The organism is Gemella haemolysans (assembly GCF_901873445.1).
Lineage (GTDB): Bacteria > Bacillota > Bacilli > Staphylococcales > Gemellaceae > Gemella > Gemella haemolysans_C.
The window spans coordinates 24130-45603 of the sequence record NZ_CABFLN010000007.1 but is presented as its reverse complement, the minus strand read 5'-3'; the positions used below and the strand labels follow the sequence as shown (position 1 = coordinate 45603).

General features: G+C 31.2%; 17 protein-coding genes and 1 other annotated feature. Of the genes, 3 read left to right on the top strand and 14 right to left on the bottom strand.

The genetic code is table 11. The annotated features are described in order from the left end of the window. Positions 1-87 precede the first annotated feature (87 nt). On the top strand, positions 88-795 hold the full coding sequence (locus JX287_RS01195; protein ID WP_204641411.1) for a UTRA domain-containing protein: 708 nt from the start codon (positions 88-90) through the stop codon (positions 793-795). Positions 796-1339: 544 nt separating this feature from the next. Here JX287_RS01195 and JX287_RS01190 read toward each other — a convergent pair. From JX287_RS01190 to JX287_RS01160, 7 genes are all read right to left on the bottom strand, one after another. Next, complete coding sequence (locus JX287_RS01190) at positions 1340-2689, bottom strand: glucose-6-phosphate isomerase (RefSeq protein WP_204641410.1); 1350 nt, start codon at positions 2687-2689, stop codon at positions 1340-1342. Between the two features lie 22 nt (positions 2690-2711). Next, positions 2712-3695, bottom strand: a complete 984-nt coding sequence (locus JX287_RS01185) for a gluconeogenesis factor YvcK family protein (protein ID WP_204641409.1) — start codon at positions 3693-3695, stop codon at positions 2712-2714. Between the two features lie 4 nt (positions 3696-3699). Beyond that, positions 3700-4560, bottom strand: a complete 861-nt coding sequence (gene rapZ / locus JX287_RS01180; protein WP_204641408.1) for an RNase adapter RapZ — start codon at positions 4558-4560, stop codon at positions 3700-3702. 182 nt (positions 4561-4742) lie between these two features. Then, positions 4743-7280 carry a transglycosylase domain-containing protein gene (locus tag JX287_RS01175; protein ID WP_204641407.1) on the bottom strand — a complete coding sequence of 846 codons (2538 nt, stop codon included), beginning with the start codon at positions 7278-7280 and terminating at the stop codon, positions 4743-4745. A 366-nt stretch (positions 7281-7646) separates the two neighbouring features. Then, positions 7647-10283 carry a pyruvate, phosphate dikinase gene (gene ppdK, locus JX287_RS01170; RefSeq protein ID WP_204641406.1) on the bottom strand — a complete coding sequence of 879 codons (2637 nt, stop codon included), beginning with the start codon at positions 10281-10283 and terminating at the stop codon, positions 7647-7649. A gap of 53 nt (positions 10284-10336) precedes the next feature. Then, positions 10337-11146: a pyruvate, water dikinase regulatory protein gene (locus JX287_RS01165; RefSeq protein ID WP_204641405.1), complete on the bottom strand. Its 810-nt coding sequence runs from the start codon at positions 11144-11146 to the stop codon at positions 10337-10339. Between the two features lies 1 nt (position 11147). Next, positions 11148-11765 carry a CBS domain-containing protein gene (locus tag JX287_RS01160; protein ID WP_003146683.1) on the bottom strand — a complete coding sequence of 206 codons (618 nt, stop codon included), beginning with the start codon at positions 11763-11765 and terminating at the stop codon, positions 11148-11150. Between the two features lie 250 nt (positions 11766-12015). On the opposite strand from JX287_RS01160, the gene JX287_RS01155 reads away from it, so the two are divergent. Together JX287_RS01155 and JX287_RS01150 are read left to right on the top strand one after the other, a co-directional pair. Further along, the gene (locus JX287_RS01155) at positions 12016-12615 is read left to right on the top strand and encodes a hypothetical protein (RefSeq protein ID WP_204641404.1); all 600 of its coding nucleotides are present in this window, start codon (positions 12016-12018) and stop codon (positions 12613-12615) included. Positions 12616-12630: 15 nt separating this feature from the next. Continuing rightward, positions 12631-12768, top strand: a complete 138-nt coding sequence (locus tag JX287_RS01150; RefSeq protein ID WP_048803180.1) for an LPXTG cell wall anchor domain-containing protein — start codon at positions 12631-12633, stop codon at positions 12766-12768. A gap of 130 nt (positions 12769-12898) precedes the next feature. On the opposite strand, the gene JX287_RS01145 is transcribed toward JX287_RS01150, so the two are convergent. The 7 genes from JX287_RS01145 to JX287_RS01115 form a co-directional block, all read right to left on the bottom strand. Beyond that, entirely contained in the window at positions 12899-15541 is a 2643-nt protein-coding gene (locus JX287_RS01145) for a valine--tRNA ligase (protein WP_204641403.1), read from the bottom strand. 101 nt (positions 15542-15642) lie between these two features. Beyond that, positions 15643-15861, bottom strand: a binding site (T-box leader). Between the two features lie 141 nt (positions 15862-16002). After that, complete coding sequence (locus JX287_RS01140; RefSeq protein WP_204641402.1) at positions 16003-17433, bottom strand: alanine/glycine:cation symporter family protein; 1431 nt, start codon at positions 17431-17433, stop codon at positions 16003-16005. Positions 17434-17650: 217 nt separating this feature from the next. Next, complete coding sequence (locus JX287_RS01135) at positions 17651-18445, bottom strand: hypothetical protein (RefSeq protein WP_204641401.1); 795 nt, start codon at positions 18443-18445, stop codon at positions 17651-17653. Positions 18446-18553: 108 nt separating this feature from the next. Further along, a complete protein-coding gene (rlmH, locus tag JX287_RS01130; protein WP_048803186.1) occupies positions 18554-19030 on the bottom strand; it encodes a 23S rRNA (pseudouridine(1915)-N(3))-methyltransferase RlmH in 477 nt (158 codons plus the stop codon). 16 nt (positions 19031-19046) lie between these two features. Next, positions 19047-19859, bottom strand: a complete 813-nt coding sequence (locus JX287_RS01125; RefSeq protein ID WP_204641400.1) for a Cof-type HAD-IIB family hydrolase — start codon at positions 19857-19859, stop codon at positions 19047-19049. Between the two features lie 311 nt (positions 19860-20170). After that, complete coding sequence (locus tag JX287_RS01120) at positions 20171-20683, bottom strand: hypothetical protein (protein WP_204641399.1); 513 nt, start codon at positions 20681-20683, stop codon at positions 20171-20173. A gap of 224 nt (positions 20684-20907) precedes the next feature. Then, on the bottom strand, positions 20908-21420 hold the full coding sequence (locus JX287_RS01115; RefSeq protein ID WP_204641398.1) for a hypothetical protein: 513 nt from the start codon (positions 21418-21420) through the stop codon (positions 20908-20910). Between the last annotated feature and the right edge of the window lie 54 nt (positions 21421-21474).

Below are 21474 nucleotides of genomic sequence, written 5' to 3'. Positions count from 1 at the left end.
CGAATGATGTAACATGTCCTTAACTCTTGCTTTTTTAGGTGACTCCATTTATAATTAAGTAGATAAATTTTGCGAGGAAAACAATATATGAGTAAATATAAACAAGTCTATAATGACTTAAAAGAAAAAATAGATACTCGTTTTTATAAGCGTAATACCGAATTACCAAGTGAAAATGAGCTAGCAAAAGAGTACGGATACTCTAAGGATACAATCAGAAAAGCACTGTCTTTATTAGAAATTAATGGCTATATTCAAAAAATAAAAGGAAAAAACTCTTTAATTCTAGGGCACGGTAGAATAAAAAATAACTACTTAGGAAATATTAAAACATCTTCTGAGTTAAATATCGATGGAAAATACGAAATAAAAACTACACTTGAATCTTTATATATTATTCAAGGCGACAAGAAAATAATGAATATTTTTGGAGCTGATGAAAATAATGATTTTTATAGAGTTAGTCGTAGCAGAATGATAAATGGTGAGCGACTTGAATACGAGGTATCATATTTTGATCGTAACCTTGTTCCTTTTATTAATAAAGAAATTGCAGAGTCTTCTATTTATAAGTATTTAGAAAAAGAATTAGGGCTAAAGATTACACACTCTCGCCGTCAAATATCATTTAGATATGCTACGGAGGAAGAAAAACAACATATGGATTTAGGTGAATATAGTATGGTCGCGGTTGTTGAAAGTATTACATATTTATCGAACGGAAACATTCTTCAATACGGAATACTTACTTACAGACCTGATAAATTCACATTTGTGACAATGGCAAAAAGATAAACATGACTCATAAATTACGATTTTATAATAATCGAATTTATAGAGTCGTTTTCTTTTTATCTTTCAATTTATAAATTTTCTATTCAAATATTTTACGTATGGTGGCGGACGATTTCATCTAACTTTAATTGTCATTTAGACAATTAAAGTGGATATTACACCTTGAAATTAGGCCTGTAGTCCTAATTTCACCGATGGAACTTTACTAAGTTCCATTTTCACCATTACAAAATATTTGAGTAAAATAAATAATAATTAAAAATTAGACATTATATTTATTAATAACATTTTATATTTTTCTTACTGTTTTGTAGTAGCTAAAGTAAAACACAATAGTGTTTTACAGCGAGAAAATAAGACTACAGGCTTATTTTCTAACCGGAATATCCTTTTGAGAAAACAAAAGATATGGAGGTGTCGCAAGCTACACTTAAAACAGGAAAAAGAAAAATATAACAATTTATAAATATAGATTATTTATACACATACTAAAAAAACTGATAAAGGAAAATTATTCCTCTATCAGTTTTTAATTTATTCAAGATTATTTTAATCTTTCTTCTAATTCTGCTTTTAAGTCTTCGAATCCAGGTTTTCCAAGAAGTGCGAACATGTTTTTCTTATACGCTTCTACTCCTGGTTGGTCAAATGGATTTAATCCTTGCATGTATCCAGAAATACCTACAGCTTTTTCAAAGAAGTATACTAAGTATCCGAATGTGAACTCACTCATATCAGGAAGTTCTACTACAAAGTTAGGTACTCCACCATCTGTGTGTGCAAGAAGAGTTCCTTCAAATGCTTTAGTATTTACAAAATCCATAGTTTTTCCAGCTAAGTAGTTTAATCCATCAAGATTGTTATCAGCTTCTTTAAGCTCGATATCTTTGTTTGGTGATTTAACTTTTAAAATAGTTTCTAATAGAACACGACGTCCTTCTTGAACATATTGCCCCATAGAGTGTAAATCAGTTGAGAAACAAACACTTGATGGGTATAGAGCTTTTCCATCTTTACCTTCAGACTCACCGTAAAGTTGTTTCCACCATTCATTGAAGTAAACCATTGATGGTTCATAAGAAACAAGAATTTCAATTAATTTACCTTTTTGTTGTAAGATGTTACGCATTACAGCATATTGGTAAGCAATATTTTTGCTTAAATCTGGTGTTGAAAGTTCATCTTGAGCTAATTTAGCTCCAGCCATCATTTTATCAATATCTACTCCACTTACAGCAATTGGAAGTAATCCTACTGCAGTTAGAACTGTGAAACGTCCACCTACATCATCAGGTACTACAAATGTTTCATATCCTTCATCATCAGCTAATGATTTTAATGCTCCACGAGCTCTGTCAGTTGTAGCGAAGATTCTTTCTTTAGCTCCTTCTTTTCCATATTTTTCTTCAAGTAATTCTTTGAAAATACGGAATGCAATAGCAGGCTCTGTAGTTGTTCCTGATTTAGAGATTACATTTACAGAGAAATCTTTTCCTGTAGTTTTTAAGTAATTAACTAATTCTTGAGTATAAGTTGATGAAATTGTGTGACCTACGAAGAAGATTTTTGGAGTTTTTCTTCCTTCTTCATAGAAGTTATAGAAACTATCATTTAGCATTTCAATCGCCGCACGAGCTCCAAGGTATGAACCTCCAATACCGATAACAACTAGTACATCTGAATTACTTTGAATTTTTTTACTAGCTTCTTTAATTCTAGCAAACTCTTCTTTATCGTAGTTAGTTGGTAATTCTAACCATCCTAGGAAATCATTTCCTATTCCAGTTTTATTGTGTAATTGATCATGTGCAACTTTCACATAACCTTCCATATTTTTCACTTCTTGTTCGTTAAAGAAGTTTAGTGCTTTCGAATAATCAAAATTTAAGTGCATTTTTGTTCTCCTTTTTTTATTTTCATCTTTTATTATAAATCATTGTTGGCTTGTCGTCTATAATATAATCGTAAATTAATTCAGAAACTTTTTCTGCATTATGCCTAATCGTATTATTATCAACGATTCCGACATCATTATTTTTTATCAATTTTATTCCAAGTTTTTCTATTTTGTCTTGATCGATTTTGACCGGTTCTTGTTTTTCTTTGTGATATTTCGATAAAATACTATCATCAAATTCACGAGAATTTGCAATTACTAAATCAAAAATGTTTTCTTCAACATGTTTATTTATCGCAATAATATGATCAGATACAGTATAATTATCAGTTTCACCATGTTGGGTCATAACATTACATACATATATTTTTTTAGCTTTACTTTCTCTAATTTTCTCTGAAACTTGAGAAATCACTAAATTTGGAATAATTGAAGTATATAAACTACCTGGTCCCATTATTATATAATCTGCCTGTTCAATCGCTCTTAACACATCTTCATTAGGTTTTACCCTAGAAGGTGTAATATAAACATGATCTATTTCTCCTCCAGCATCTGTTATCGAAGATTCTCCTCTTATTATTTCACCTGTAGAAAGAACAGCATTTAACGTTGCTATATCATTAGTTGTAGGTAATACTGTTCCACGTACATTTAGGATTCTACTCATAACCTTAACCGCAGTAGAAAAATCACCATGAATATCTGTCATAGCAGCTATCATTAAATTACCTACTGGGTGACCTTTTATTTCTCCACTATCGAAACGATACTGAAACATCTTTTCTAAGTATGGTTCTACATCCGACAAGGCTGCAATAACATTTCTAATATCCCCTGGTGAAGGAATATTCATATCACTACGTATTTTCCCAGAACTTCCACCATCATCTGCTACTGTTACTACGGCAGTTATGTCAAGTGGATATTTTTTTAAACCTCTTAAAAGAACAGATAAACCTGTTCCTCCACCAATAGTAACTACTTTTACTTTAGTTCTCATTTTACTACCTACCCTTATTAATATCGCGATGTTCTAAATGTACTCTGTAACCTAACTTTGATATATCCTCACGTAACCTTCTTGCTACACTAACAGATCTATGTTTTCCTCCAGTACATCCTACAGCTATTGCGACTTTATCTCTTCCTTCATATTGATACTTATCAATCATATAAGTCATTAATTCTAGATATCTATCATAAAATTCTTTAGTCACTTCATCTTCAAAAACATATTCATAGACTTCTTTATCTTGACCCGTTTTTTCTCGTAGTTCATTTATATAAAATGGATTTCGTAAAAAACGAACATCTACTATGTTATCAGCATCGATTGGTACACCATATTTATATCCAAAACTAGAAATAGTAATATGATAACTATCTTTCTTTTCTATTCCAAAATCCTCTAATATTTTTTTCTTAAGATCTTTAACTGTTGTATTGGTTGTGTCATAAATATAATTCGCTATACCTTTAATAGCATCCATATCTTTTCTTTCTTGAGCAATCCCCTCAAGTAAACTGAATTCGCTTGATAATGGATGATTTTTTCTAGTCTCTTTATATCTATTTACCAATACTTGGTCTTCACTATCTAAAAATATTATACGAACATCAAAATATTCATTTTGTTGTATTTTTTTTAATACCTCTTTTAAATCAACAAATAAGACTTTACTTCTTATATCAATACTTATAGCTGTCTTATCGATATCTTTTTCTTCAATTATTCTCAAGAAATCCTCTACAACCAATCCAGGTAAATTATCTGTACAAAAATACCCTTGATTTTCAAAGACTTCTAATGCTGTATTTTTCCCTGCTCCACTTATTCCTGTTATAATAACTAATTTTTTCTTCATAGCTTCACATCCATCTTTATAATATTATATAAGTTTTATCGAATGATAAATTCAGTTTAACAAAGAAATAAACTGCTCCATTCCTATATTGTACACCATTTCTATTTATTTGTGTAGTATTTTAAAATTATAAAAAAATAAACCTACTGTTCAGATTTCTCTTACAGTAGGTTTATCACTAATTATCCATTTCCTCTAGTAGTATTATTATTTCCAGTATTTCTTCCACTAGGTTGAGCTACATTAGAATTCCCACCTCGTGATTGGGTATTATTGTTATTACCGTTCTGTTGGCCATTTTGATTTGATGTATTACCATTATTATCTTCAGAATTATTTCCGCTACGGTTATTATTGTCATTACTGTTATTATCGTTATTATTGTTATTTCTATCTTTCTCTTTTTCTTGATTACGTCTATTTTGTTCTTCAATTTCTCGACGTTCACTATCAGAAATAACTTTAACTCCACCGTTTATAGACCCAACGTTCTCTGGGACTTTAAATCCTTTAGGTGGATGGATACGTACTATATTTTGCATATTAATTCTATACAATGCTTGTGTTTTTTGTGTATCTTCTTGAGTCATATACTTCGTTGGACCATCTATTGCATCAAATCCCTGCCATACAGCCATCGTATAATTACTAGTATATCCAATTGTCCAAGAATCTTTAGAATAATTATCTATATCAAAATTATACTTTTGAGCTTCTCCTTCACCGAATGTAGTTGTTCCTGTCTTAACAGCCATATCAGCTCCACTGATACGAGCAAACGAAGCCGTACCGTTTACTACATTTCTTAACATTGATGTCATAATATATGCTGTAGATTCTTTAATAACACGTTTTCTATCATCTTTGCTAAAGCTCTTCACTTCAGAACCTTCACTATCGTAGACCTTTTTAATAGCTTTCGGCGTTGCATAATATCCTCCATTACTAAATGGAACATATGCTCCTGCCATTTGTAATGGCGAAAATCCATCTCCACTTCCTCCTATTGGAGTAGTAATAGAATCATCTGTGATTTCCATACCTACATTAGCTGCATATTGTTTTACTCTATTAAACCCAACCTCTTGGTATGTTTTAATCGCTGGAATATTGGATGACCATACTAATGCATTATTTATAGTAATATTACCACGAAATCTTCTATCCCAGTTTTGAATTTGTGAACCTTGAAGTTTAGAGTCATTAACTATATGATCAGAACCCCAATTTAAATACTCAATCGCTGGTCCGTAAGCTAGTATTGGTTTAATCGATGAACCAGGTTGTAATTTAGCTTGTGTTGCAATATTAAACCCATGGAATGTTTGTTTTTTACCTCCATAAAGAGCGGCTATACCACTATTTTCGTTATTCAGTACAACCATAGCCACATTACTTGCTTGTTTTATTCCTGCATAGTTAGCATTTACACTTTCTGTTAAAGTATCTTGAATTTTTGAATCAAAGTTAGTATAAATTTTAAGACCTAAGTTTAATACGTCACCTTCATAATCTTTAAATTCTTTACTATTTTTTAATTCATTTACAATTTGATTCATATATGAAGTATATTTTGAATCAAATTCACTTGATAATAATACACGTTCACTTTCGTCACGTTCTATTAATCCATCTAATACATTAGTTTTTTGAGCTGCTGTTGATTCTGCTTCTGAGATTTTCCCATGGTACTGCATTAAATACAATACAGTGTCACGACGAGCTTTAGCCGCTTCAGGATTATCATATGGATTATATGTATTAGGATGTTGAGGTAACCCTGCTAAAAGCGCCATCTGCGGAAGTGTTAATTGATTTAACTCTTTTCCAAAATAGTACTTAGACGCTGTTTTTAATCCATATACTCCATCTGAATAATAGATTCTATTCACATACATAGTAAATATAGATTCTTTATCGTAGTTTTGTTCAAGTTTATATGCAAGATATGCTTCTTGAACTTTACGCTTCATACTCTTATTATCGTCTAAGAATGTTCTCTTAATTAACTGTTGAGAAATTGTTGACGCACCTTGAGATCCAAACCCACTTGTAAGGTTTGAAAATACCGCTCCTACTAAACGTCTAAAATCGACTGCTCCATGTTCGAAGAATCTATTATCCTCTGTCGCTAAGATTGCATCTTGCATTTTTGTCGGGATGTCTGATGTATTTAAATTTTCACCAATTTGGTTCCCTAATTTTGCCACCTCATTATTATTAACATCATAAACGACTGTTCTTGAGTTATTATCTAGTATCTTAGAGTCAAATGCAGGTGCTTGATAAATCCAGAATACACATAATAAGAATAGTGATATAATAGCAACACTTGCTGCATATAACCCATACCTCAATATTTTCATCCATAAAGTTTTATTAGATTTTTTAGAATTTGGATTACTAATTCTATTTGGACCTAATGGACGTCTAGGCCCTCCTGGTCTACCAGTTCTTGCTGATTGTTGAGCATTTCTCGGTCTAACAGGTGGTACTCCTTGTCCTTGATTAGCATTACCTGCTCTTTGTTGTTGATTGGAAGATCCTGCGTTCTGTGCATTTCTTCTCATTATTTCTTCATTTGTTAATGGTCTTCTTTGTTGCCCATTATTTGTTGGATTATTATTTCCTCTAGATATATATCCACCTGGCATAACACTCTTTCTTTCCTGAGAGTGTCTATCTCTTCTCGATAGCCGACTATTATTATTTTCTGCCATAGTATATCCTCTCTTTTTCAATATTTAAACTTTCATTTAACTTTCATTTTGATTTGAACCCTTTTTTCGATATAAAATGGTACAATATACTACATTAATTTTAATGTATAATGAAAAAAAAATCAATTTACTTTGTATAATATTAACTATTATTTAATAATTTTGTAATATTTACAAAGATTTTATAATTATAGTTCAGTTAATTAATACTTAATTTAAATTTTTTACCCACATATTTTCTTATACTAAAAAATAAAGGGTAATTCATTACGAATCACCCTTATATTCTGCTAGTATAATCATTAATTATTATAGCAAAGTCTTAGTAGATAAATTACTAAAAACCTCTATTTCTTTTTTAACATTTTACTTAGTTAACGCTACTTCTATATTACTAATAGCTGCTTTAGCTGCTGCAATTCTCGCGATAATAACACGATATGGTGAGCAAGAAACATAACCTAAACCAATATTCGAACAAAGTAGAATTGATTTTTCATCTCCCCCATGTTCACCACAAATTCCTAGTTTAATATTAGGTTTTACAGCTTTTGCTTTATTAACAGCAATCTTCATTAACTCTAGTACTCCACTCTCATCTAAATGAACAAATGGATCTGACTCTAAGATATTTTTTTTCTTATAGATATCGATAAATTTCTCAGCATCATCTCTTGAATAACCAAATGTTAATTGTGTTAAGTCATTTGTTCCGAAACTGAAGAAATCTGCATGTTCAGCAATCTTATCAGCTACTACACAAGCTCGTGGTATTTCAATCATAGTTCCTACTTTATAATTAAAGTCCGCATTGTATAACTGTATTTCTTTTTCAACTAATTCAACTATTTGCTCACGTAGAACTGCAAGTTCTTTTTCTAAACCTACTAACGGAATCATAATTTCTACATTAACTTCAATTCCTTCTTTACGTGCTCGAATCGCTGCTGAACTGATCGCTTTTGCTTGCATTAAATAAATTTCTGGATAAGTTATTCCTAGACGGCAACCACGGTGTCCCATCATAGGGTTGAACTCGGCAATACTAGCAATTTTAGCTTCTAATTGACTAACACTTACACCTATTTCCTCGGCAATAACTTTTACAGTTTTTTCATCTTTCGGTAAGAATTCGTGAAGTGGTGGATCTAATAATCTTATGTTAACAGATTTACCTTTCGCTTCTTTAAAAATTTTATAGAAATCATCACTTTGAATTGGTTGTAATCTATCTAAGAATCTAATTCTTTCATTTGTATCTGAAGCTAGTATCATTTTTCTAACTAAGCTAATTCTATCTTCTTCAAAGAACATATGTTCTGTTCTACATAATCCAATTCCTTCAGCTCCAAACTCGAAAGCAACTTTTGCATCGACTTCATTATCAGCATTTGCTAATACTTTTAGACTTCTAATTTCATCTGCCCATCCTAAAAGTTTATTGAATCTATCGCTGAATCTAGCATCTATTTTATCAACTTCTCCTAGATAAACCTTACCACTACTTCCATCAACAGAGATTACATCTCCTTCTTTTAGTGTAATACCAGCAATTTTTAATGTTTTTTCATCATAATTAATAATCATGTTTTGGCAACCACACACACAGCATTTACCCATTCCACGTGCAACTACCGCAGCATGTGATGTCATTCCTCCGCGTAGAGTTACAATGGCTTCTGAACTAACCATACCTTCAATATCTTCAGGTGATGTTTCTTCTCTTACTAATACAACAGGTTTTGTTTTCGCCGCTTCAACCGCTTCATGAGCAGTAAAATAAATTGCTCCCACTGCCGCTCCTGGTGAAGCCGCTAATCCTTGAGTTAATTGTTGCGCTTGTTTCAATGATTTATCTTCAAATGTAGAGTGAAGAAGTTTGTTAATTTCTTCTGTACCTACTCTTAAAATAGCTTCTTCCTTGCTGATAACACCTTCTTCTACTAACGAAACTGCAACTTCAACAACAGCATTTGGTGTTCTCTTAGCATTTCTTGTTTGAAGAATATATAGTTTACCATCTTCAATAGTAAACTCAATATCTTGCATATCTTTGTAGTGTCCTTCTAATTTTTTAGAAAGCTCCACAAATTCTTTATATAAATGTGGCATATCTTCAGCAAGCACACTAATGTTTTTCGGTGTTCTAATTCCTGCAACTACATCTTCTCCTTGTGCATTAATTAGATACTCACCGAATAATTCATCTTCACCAGTTACAGGATTTCTACTGAACGATACTCCAGTACCGCAATTATCTCCCATATTCCCAAAGACCATGGCTTGGATATTTACAGCAGTCCCTAGTTTATCACTAATATTATGAAGCCTTCTATATACTTTAGCTCGATTATTATTCCAAGATTTAAATACCGCTTCAATAGCTAGCATAAGTTGTTCCTTCACACTCATCGGGAATTCACGACCTACTTCTTTTTTGTAGATCTCTTTGAACTCCTCAACAACTTTAAATAAATCTTTTTCATTCATATCGCTATCTTGTTCATAGCCATTTTCATTTTTCACTCGTGTTAAAACTTCTTCAAATTTATATTTCTCTACATCCATTACTACATCAGAGAACATTTGAATAAATCTTCTATAACTATCATAAGCAAAACGATAATTATTATTTTTCTTAGCTAAGGCAATAGTTGTTTCATCATTCAATCCTAGATTTAAAATTGTATCCATCATACCAGGCATTGAAAATACAGCACCACTTCGTACAGATACTAATAACGGATTTTCTATACTTCCTAACTCTTTACCAATAGTCTTTTCTAATGTTTCTAATTGTTCATTAATTTGTTTTAAAATCTCAGGTTTAATTCGTTCCCCATTTTCATAATAACTATTACAGCTTTCTGTAGTAATAGTAAAACCAGGTGGTACATTAATCCCTAATCCCTTCATTTCTGCAAGATTCGCACCTTTACCCCCAAGTAAAGATCGCATATCTTTATTCCCTTCACTGAAATTATAAACATATTTTTTTGTCATTTTAAAATTCCCCCATCACATTTTTGTTACAGTATATAATTATTTTTTAAATGTTAAACTTCTAAGCCGCGTTCTCTCATTATCCCAATTATTAATTCTGCGGTTTCTTCAATAGCTTTATTTTGAACATCTATTATCGGACAACCAATTTTCCCCATAATTTCTAACGCGTACTCTAATTCTTCAAATATTTGGATTTCATCTGTATAATCAGTATTTCCATCCACTCCTAAAGTTTTTAGTCTTTCTTCCCTCAACTTATTAAGTTGTTCTACTGAATTTGTTAAACCAATAATTTTTCTTTTTACTTCATATAGTTGCTCTGGTAGTATTAAATCTTGAACAATAGGAACATTCATAACTTTAATATTTCTATTTGCCAGATATAAGCTTAACGGTGTTTTAGACGTTCTTGATACCCCCAAAATAACAATATCTGCCTCTTTAAGACCATTAATATCCTTTCCATCATCATACTTCACAGCAAATTCCAATGCATCAACCCTTTTGAAGTACTCAGTTCCCATTTTTCTGTTTAAACCTGGATTCCCTTCAGATTTTATTCCAAGTTTATCTTCAAAAGTGTTTAGCATTTCACTTAGCAAATCTATAACTTTTATATTTTTTTCTAACCCTTTTTTCTTTACGTATTCGGCTAAGGTACTATCTACCAATGTTTGGACTATTACATCCCCATCATTCACATTCGATATAATACAATCTATTTTTTCTATCGTACAAACATTGGAATTCTTCAATACCTTATAATCAGCTTTTCCATAAGAAAACTGCACTAACGCTGCATCTACAACATCTTTTGCAGTATTCCCTATCGAATCTGAAATTATATGTACAGTTAACATATTATCCCTCCAGTATTTCCAATAATAATTTAATTAATGTAGTTTTTGAAATTTTTCCGACGATCACCTTGCCGCCATCCTCATCTCTTACAACAGGTAAGCAGTCAATTTCATGTAAAATTAACTTCCTTAAGGCATCACTAACTAATTCATCTTCATATATGTATATTACATTCGGTACACGTGTCATCGCTAGTACAATTGGAAGATTTTGACCGTCAGCATTTCTTGATAATTTCAACATATCTTTTCTAGATGTTACACCTGCGAGGTGATTATTCTCATCAACAATAAAGATTGTTCCTACATCATATATAAATAATTTAGATAATACATCTGAGAAATTCGCTGTACTTTTAGCCGTTATTGCTATCCCCATAACATCTTTAACTAATTTATTTTTTATTTCTTCACGTTGTTCTCCTGGTGAAAAGTTATAATTGTAATAGTAACCTACATTAGGTTTCGCTTCTAAAATTTCTAACATTCCTAACACTGCCAAATCGTTTCTTAAAGTAGATTTCCCCAAAGATAACTTCTCAGCTATCTCATCACTTGTAATCGGCTCATAATTTTTTACTATCTCAATTATAGCTTTATGTCTCTCAGTAAGTTTCATTGTTCCTCCTTCTTGTATTATATTTTTAATTATACAATATATTACACACTAATTCAATAGTTATTACAAATTAATGTGTAATAATAATTTCGTAGTATATGATTATTTCGTTTTAAATGATGTTTATTCTACATTTTTATCCTACTTTATTACTAATATATTAAAATAAAGTTTCTCAATATCTATTTTATTTAAATTTAAATCTTTATATGTTATAATTAATCTAATAATATATCGAGGTGAAAATTGTATGTCAAAATTATCAAAATTATTTGCAATCGGTACAGGTATAGCCGTTGCTAACTATTACTCAAAAAATCCAAACAAAGTTGAAGAACACACTGAATACGTTAAGAAAAAATCTAAAGACTACTACGGTTACACACGTTGTATGATTCGCTACACTAAGAAAAATGGTGTTGAAGAAGCGGCAATCTACCTATACAACGACCTAGTAAAAAATCTTAAAAAAGCTAAAAATGCTTTAGAGAATAAATACAACGATGCTGTTGATTACGGAAAGGAATTATCTAGTAATATAACAGACATTAAAGAACACGTATCTAGCGTAAAAGAATACACTTCAGAAGTTAAAGAAAACTTAGGAGATGCAAAAAAAATCGTTGAAGAATTCAAACCTTCAGTAGAAGCTTACAAAGAAAAAGCACTTTCTTCTTTTGAAAAAATCAAAGATCAAGTTTCTAATATTAAAAAAGACGTAAATGAAGCAAATGTTCAAGAAAAAGTTGAAGATTTCACTAACAAATCAACTGAAACACTAGATTCAGTTAAAGAACGCGTTGAAACTGAAGTTCTAAAAAATACTCCTGAACAAAAAGAAGAAAAATAATAACGAGGATTTAAAATGAATCTACTATCACTAAATACTCTTCCTAATACAGGGGAAGCAGTTAAAAATTATGGTGCATACATTGGTATAATCATAATAATCGCGATAATTTTCTTTCTAATTTGGAGAAAAAAGAATAATAAAGATGATTAATAAACTCTAAGCTAGGTAAAACTAGCTAGAGTTTTTTTATTATAATTAATCTACATCTATTTACTACATAATGAATAAGAGAGTGACTCGATAAAATCTATACGATTTTCGAATCACTCTCTATTTTATGCTATTTTAAATTATCTAATGCAGCTATTCTTTCTTTGACACTATCATATTGTTCTTGATATGTTGCTTGTTTTTCCTTTTCTTTAACTACAACCGCTTCTGGAGCAGAACCAACAAATTTTTCATTAGAAAGTTTTTTGTTTACTCGATCTAATTCTTGTTGTAATTTTTCTAATTCTTTTCCTAGACGTTCTTTTTCTTTGTCTACATCGATTAAATCACTTAATGAAACATAGATTTCAGCACCTGGTAAGATACGACTGATGTCAGTTTCGCTTGCTTCTACTTCGCGTTCGATAATAAGTTCGCTAGGACGAGCAAATTTTTCTAAGTACGCACTACCGCTTAATAGTACTTCTTTTACACTATCTTGTGAGTATTTAATTTTAATAGGAATCTCACGAGACATTGGCGCATTCACTTCACTACGGATATTACGAACTGCAGTAATTACATCTTGGATGAATTGCATATCTTCAGTTTCTTTTTCGAATACTAGACTTGCATCAACTTTAGCAAATTCACTAGTTACAATACTATCTCCTGTGTGAGGAATGTGTTGCCAAATTTCTTCAGTTACGAACGGCATAAATGGATGTAACATTTTTAGAGAAGCATCAAGTACATATACTAAAATAGATTTAGTTGTTTTCTTCGCAGCTTCATCTTCACCATTTAATGAAATTTTAGCAATTTCAATATACCATGAACAGAATTCTTCCCATACAAAGTTGTATAAAATACGGCTTGCTTCACCAAACTCATATTTTTCGAATAATCTTTCGAAATCTTCAATAGTTTTAGCAAGTTTTGTTAAGATATATTTATCAGCTAATGTTTTTTCTCCAGTTAAATCAATATCACTGTATTCGAAACCTTCAAGGTTCATAATTACGAAACGAGAAGCGTTCCAAATTTTATTGATATAGTTCCAACTTGCTTCGATTTTCTCAGTTGAATAACGTAAGTCTTGTCCTGGTGTTGAGTTAGTAGCTAAGAAGTAACGTAAGCTATCAGCTCCGTATTGTTCGATTACTTCCATTGGATCTACACCATTACCAAGTGATTTACTCATCTTGCGACCTTGTTCATCACGTACTAAACCGTGGATTAAACAATCTTCAAATGGACGAGTACCTGTAAATTCTAATCCTTGGAATACCATACGAGCAACCCAGAAGAAGATGATGTCATATCCAGTTACTAGACAGCTATTTGGATAGTAACGTTTGAAATCTTCACTTTCTAAGTCTGGCCATCCTAATGTTGAGAATGGGAATAGTGCTGAAGAGTACCAAGTATCAAGAACGTCTTCATCTTGAACATAGTTTTCAATATCTTTTGGTGGGTTTACATCAACATAAACTTCACCTGTTTCTTTGTGATACCATGCAGGAATACGGTGTCCCCACCATAATTGACGAGAAATACACCAGTCTTGGATATTTTCCATCCAAGTATTTAACGTATTTTCAAAACGAGGTGGATAGAAGTTAACTTTTCTATCTTCATCTTTTTGATTTTCTAAAACTTTATCAGCAAGAGGTTTCATATCAACGAACCATTGTTTAGAAAGGTATGGTTCAACAACAGCACCACTACGCTCAGAGTGCCCTACTGAGTGAAGGTGTTTTTCAATCTTGAAGCATACTCCACTTTCTTGTAAATCAGCGATAAGAGCTTTACGACATTCGAAACGATCCATACCGTTATACTTATCAGCGTGTTCATTCATAACAGCACCTTCATCCATAACGATGATGCGTTCTAAGTTATGACGTTCACCTACTTCAAAGTCATTTGGATCGTGTGCAGGAGTTATTTTAACTACTCCACTTCCGAAATCTTTTTCTACATATTCATCTGCAATAACAGGAATTTCTTTGTTTGTTACTGGTAAAAGAACTGTTTTACCAATATATTTTTGATATCTTTCATCTTCAGGGTGAACAGCAACCGCAGTATCACCGAATAAAGTTTCAGGACGAGTAGTTGCTACTTCTAGATAATCCCCACTTCCATCAGCTAAGAAATATTTAAGGTGATAGAATGCACCTTCTACGTCTTTGTGAATTACTTCGATGTTAGATAATGCAGTTCTTTGAACTGGGTCCCAGTTAATAATTTTCTCACCACGGTAAATTGTACCATTGTTGTAGTGATCTACGAAAATTTTTGTAACTGCTTTATTTAATCCTTCATCTAATGTAAATCTTTCTCTTGAATAATCTAAACCTAATCCAAGTTTAGCCCATTGTGCGCGAATATATCCAGCATATTCTTCTTTCCATTCCCATGCACGCTCTAAGAATTTTTCACGACCTAAATCATAACGACTTAATCCTTCTTCGCGCATTTTAGCTTCTACTTTTGCTTGTGTAGAAATACCAGCGTGGTCCATTCCTGGAAGATAAAGTACATCAAATCCTTTAAGACGTTTATAACGTGTTAACATATCTTGTAGAGTTGTATCCCAAGCATGCCCAATGTGTAATTTACCAGTTACGTTTGGTGGTGGAATTACGATTGTATATGGATTCTTTTTACTTTTATTATCAGCTTTAAAAACTTCTTTTTCCAACCACCAGTTGTAGCGATTATTTTCTACTTCGGTCGGATTATATTTTGTAGACATTTCAGTCATGATTGTTCCTCCTAAATTTTTATTTTATTATTAATTATTTTAAATTTCATAGTTATGTTTGTGGTATTTTTCTAGATAAAAAAAAATAACCTCCATCCTTACATAAGGACGAAAGTTTCCGTGGTACCACCTTTATTCTAATTATAACATTAGCACTTAATAAGATTAACGCTCTAACCACGTTTAAAGCTACTTACTTTCACTCTAAATGCTCACCGGCTACTTCAAAGTCCTGCCTAGGAGAAATCTCTCAACCACTGATTTCTTTTCTGTATCCTACGGTACGCAAGAACTTCTACTTATCGGCTCATCGCATATATTTTATAATTAAAATATGTTTAATATAATAACATACTTTTTTTTATAATGCAAGCAAAAGTAAATATTATTTCCTGAACAAACGCAAAAAGTACTTCAACGATTAGAAATCTAATTCCATCATTGAAGTACTTTTTTAAATATTAATCTTCTTTTTTATTTTTCCATGCAGTTGCATTATCTAACTTAATTGGTAAGTTATCTAAATAAAACTCTGGATCTTTTCCTTGTTTATGTTGTTTCACATAGTCTTTTAATACTACATAAACCACACCAGAAAGACCGATAATAGCTATTAAGTTAAGTAAACTCATAATCCCCATTGTTACATCAGCAAGTCCCCAAACTAGGTTTAAGTCCATGACACTTCCTACATATACGAAGATACATACAATAACACGATAAACATTAACAGCCCATTTTTTAGGAAGTAAGTATTGAATGTTTGTTTCTCCGTAGTAGTAGTTCCCAATTACAGAACTATATCCAAATAAGAAAATAGCAACGATTAAGAAAATTGTTCCGATACTTCCCACTTGTGAAGTTAAAGCAGCTTGTGTAAGTTGGATACCTTGTAACTTACCAGCACCATACTCAACACCAGGGTATAGTAAGATTAAGAATGCTGTCGCTGTACATACTAAACACGTGTCGAAGTAAACTCCTAAAGTTTGGATAAATCCTTGTTTAGCTGGGTGGGTACTGTCAGCTGTTGCCGCTGCATTAGGAGTAGACCCTAACCCAGCTTCGTTAGTGAACATACCACGTTTAATTCCTAAAAGAATTGATGTTCCCATACCAATTACTCCACCACCTACTTGTTCAAGACCGAATGCTGATTTCACGATTTGAGCAAGAACACCAGGTAGTTTATCAATGTTAATAACCATAATAACTAATACGATAAATAAGTACGCTACTGCCATTACTGGTACTAACCATTGAGTAATTTTAACAACTTTTGTTACTCCACCAAAAATTACGAAAATAGTAAGAATTAATAAAGCAATACCCGCAATATTTGCATTAATATCATATACTTGTAAAGCTTGAGCAATAGTGTTAGTTTGAACTGAGTTAAATGCTACACCGTAAGTTACTGAAATAACAATCGCAAATAATACTCCCATCCATTTTTGTCCAAGACCTTTTTCCATGTAATAAGCAGGCCCCCCACGATAAACACCTTTTTTATCACGAACTTTATATACTTGAGCTAATGTTGATTCGGCAAATGATGAAGCACCTCCAAAAAGAGCCATTACCCACATCCAAAATACTGAACCAGGTCCTCCCATTGCAATCGCAATAGCAACCCCTGCAATTGTTCCGGTACCTACTCTTGATGCAGCCGAAATTGTAAATGCTTGGAAAGCTGAAACCCCTTTTTGTTCCCCATCCTCACCTATTTTTGGCTTTTCAGTAATAAGTCTAAACATTTCCTTGATATAAGTAAATTGAACAAACTTCGCACTAAATGTAAAATAAATACCCGTAACCATTACTAACCCTATTAGGAAATAAGTCCACATAAAGTCGTTAACGGTAGTTAATAATTCTAAAAATCTATCCATTAAGAGTCAACTCCTCGTTAAATTTATTTTATTACGTTTTCTATTATACTTTAAATGACACTACAGTTGTAAATATACGTTAGAAAATCTAACATAACACCATCTTAAGCTAACTTTACTCCTAATATTTACTAAAAAACTATAGAAAATACTTAAAATCTTATATGAAAAATCCAGGAGTTTTAAACATTACATTTAAATCACCTGGATTTTCACATTAAACATATTCAATTCTATTTACTTCTTCATTGTTGCTCGGTTGATAATCGCTGAAACCACTATTCATGTTGGGAACTACTAATCTTCTATCTCTTGATTTTAATATAGATTTTATTTCATAACTACTTAGCATGTTATAATCTAATTTCTCCTGAAGTACATATTCTCCACTTCTAATTCTAGCTCTAATGTCTGTTGCAGCAACAAAATAAACAACCATAAAGACAATAGAGAATATAAGTTGCACTATTGAAAAAGTACTACTTAATATGCTATTACTAGCTCCTTGAAATATAACTCCACTAAAAAAAGATAAAATTGTCAGTGCTGCTTGAATATACAATACCACTCTTCTACCTTTTGTATCAAAGATTGGTAAGTACATTATAAATAACATAATAAAGTTAAATATATATGCAATTAATCCCGCGACTACTAATAATCCAAGTCCAGTAAATAATATGCCGGCATACTGTTCTGAAAAAACTTCAGTGGTATATCGCAACTCCACTAATACCAACAGTAAAGCTCCTATTACAACTGAAGGAAGTGTGAAAGTTAATAGATAAGCAACTCCCCAATTCCTCTTCCAAACACGCCCTTTATACTCTTTATAAATCCTATAAGTATTATAATATGGTATAAATGCAAGTCCTGACCTAACCCCAAGTATATCAAACATAATTTTTGAAAAAATAGCTGTAATAATATAACCGACAAAAACAAATATGAATAATACTATTCCAACTATAGCCAACACTTGATGTAGCATGTACTCATCAAAATTAAACATAAATAATCCCTCCTTTATTTCTTTCACCTTTATTATACTAAAAATCTTTATAAATTAATAGCAAAAAAAGAATGAAATTGTCTGAAAATACAACCTCATCCTTTACAATTATTTATGATAACTTGCTCCTGTTATTATACGGTAAGCTCTATACACTTGTTCAAGTAAAACAACACGCATCATCTGGTGTGGAAACGTCATTCTACTAAACGATAATGCAAAATCACTACGCTTTTTCACACTATCAGAAAGACCATAGCTTCCACCAATTACCAATGCCACATCACTCTTACCTGTAAGCATTAAATTATCAATTTTTGATGCAAATTCTTCACTTGATAAATTCTTACCTAAAATTTCCAAAGTAATAACATATTGATTATCTTTAATTTTTGAAAGTATGTTATTCCCTTCTTTTTCCATCGCAAGAGCTATTTCTGAATCATTTTCTACCTTTACTTTTTCATCTGAAATTTCTATAGTATTTAACTTAATATATGCTCCAAGACGTTTTTCATATTCTTTTATAGCATCTCTATAAAATTTCTCCTTAACTTTACCTACACAAATCAAAGTTACTTTCATCAGAACCTCTTTCTATCTACACATCTTTGCCAAGAACAAATTTTTCAATAGCATAAGCGAAACCATCTTCATCATTTGACTTAGAAATAAAATTCGCCGCTTCTTTTAAAGTAGGATTAGCATTATCAACCGCAACTCCCATACCAGCGAACTCAATCATACTTAAATCATTAAGCCCATCACCTAATGCCATTACACTCTCATTTGTTAAACCAAGTTTTTTACATAATGAATCTAAAGATACTCCTTTAGAAATACCCTTATCGTTAATTTCGATAAAGAACGGTTTAGACATAGCAACCTCATACTCATCACCTAATTCAAGCGCTAGTTTATCTTTCACTGCAACAGCTTCATCAGGATGTTTAAGAATTATTACCTTAGCCGCACCTTCTTTAATATCATCTTTCATATTTTCACTAATTACTAACTCTGCACTTACTAAACCAGACTCAATTCGTGCATATTCATTATCACGATTCGTAAGAACTTTCCCACCTTGGTAGGTAAGAATATCACAATCATTCTCCAAAGCAACATCTATTAAGAACTTAATTCTCTCCGGAGATAAAAACTTCTCATAGATCACTTCATTCGTTTTAAGATTAGCAATTCTAGCCCCATTAAATGAAAGTAAGTAGTTATCATAACTATCAAGTTGTAAATCTTCTACTATACTCATCATTCCAAAGTCAGGTCTACCCGACGCTAAAATAACCTTAATATCTTGTTTCTTACACTCTTCAATTACTTCTCTATTTTTCTTAGAAATCTCACGATCACTATTTAATAGCGTATCATCAATATCTGTAACAACTAATTTTATCATACAAAAGCTCCTTTTTTTATCACTAGGGGGGTGCAAAACCCTCTTAGGGGGTGCATCATTTAACGATTTGTTCTATCCTTGATTTAATCATATTCTACAAATCTGTTTAACCCTCGTTTACTCAATATATTATATCAGATAACCTTAATCTCTCATAGTGAAAAAGAAAAAAATCATATCAGATTGATATGACTTCTCCATTTTTAAAATAAATTTCTACTCTTTTTTCTATGTGAATTATTATCTTTTCTACCAAATAATTAAACAACTATATTTTCAAACTTTTTATATCAATATTTTATAATTATAATTTACTTTATTCTATCTCTGTATACCCAGTTGAAAATCCACTGCAAATTAATAAATGGCTTATTTTCTTCTGATTCTTTTAATATAGGTTTAAAATCATCATATATTTCTTCTTTTATTTTATTTTCATCTACTGTTGATATATCTTTATAATAACGAACTTCTTTAGAATTATATATACCTTTCAATTTTAAAAAATTATCAAAAGAATAATCTAGTCCATCCTCATGCATATATGCATATTCATAGTTAGCGTCATTTGCACTGTATCCATATGATAGATATACATTTTTTGTAGTATTTTGTATAGTTTTATCTCCGTCAACTTCATAACTAAACCCTTCACGATCAGCACTTGCCTGTATATTTTCTACCAACATCATTATTTCTAAATCCCTAGTATTACTACTTGGTGAATGTTTCGCATAATACACTGAACTACCTTTTAAATTTATATCCCCTATAAACCAAATTGTTGCTAACGCCAATATCACTAGCATAATTTTTTTTATCATTTTGCTCATTTCCTTTCTTAAAACCATTTTTTAAACCAATTTTTAAACCAATTTTTTGCTTTATTATATTTATCTGATATCCAATTACTCGCTGGTTTAATAACTTTGTTATAAATAGGCTCTACAAAAGGTTTTACTACATTATTGTAAATTGGTTTGGTATTATTATAAATAGGCTTTACTACATTATTAAACTTTTTATATCAATATTTTATAGTTATAACTTACTTTATTCTATCTCTGTATACCCAGTTAAAAATCCACTGCAAATTAATAAATGGCTTCCTTTCTTCTAATTCTTTTAATATAGGTTTAAAATTCTCATATATTTCTTCTTTTATTTTATTTTCATCTACTGTTGATATATCTATATGTTTCATTCCATTACCAAAATCTACTATATCATCTAACATAAACAAATCATTAAAATAATAATTTTGTCTTTCATTACTTATATATACATATTCATAGTTAGCGTCATTTACACTGTATCCATATGATAGATATACATTTTTTGTAGTATTTTGTATAGTTTTATCTCCGTCAACTCTATAACTAAACCCTTCACGATTAGCACTTGCCCGTATATTTTCTACCAACATCATTATTTCTAAATCCCTAGTATTACTACTTGATGAATGTTTCGCATAATACACTGACTTACCTTTTAAATTTGTATCCCCTATAAAATAAATTGTCGCTAACGCCAATATCACCATTATAATTTTTTTTATCATTTTTCTTATTTCCTTTCTTAAAACCATTTTTTTAACCAACTTTTCGCTTTATTA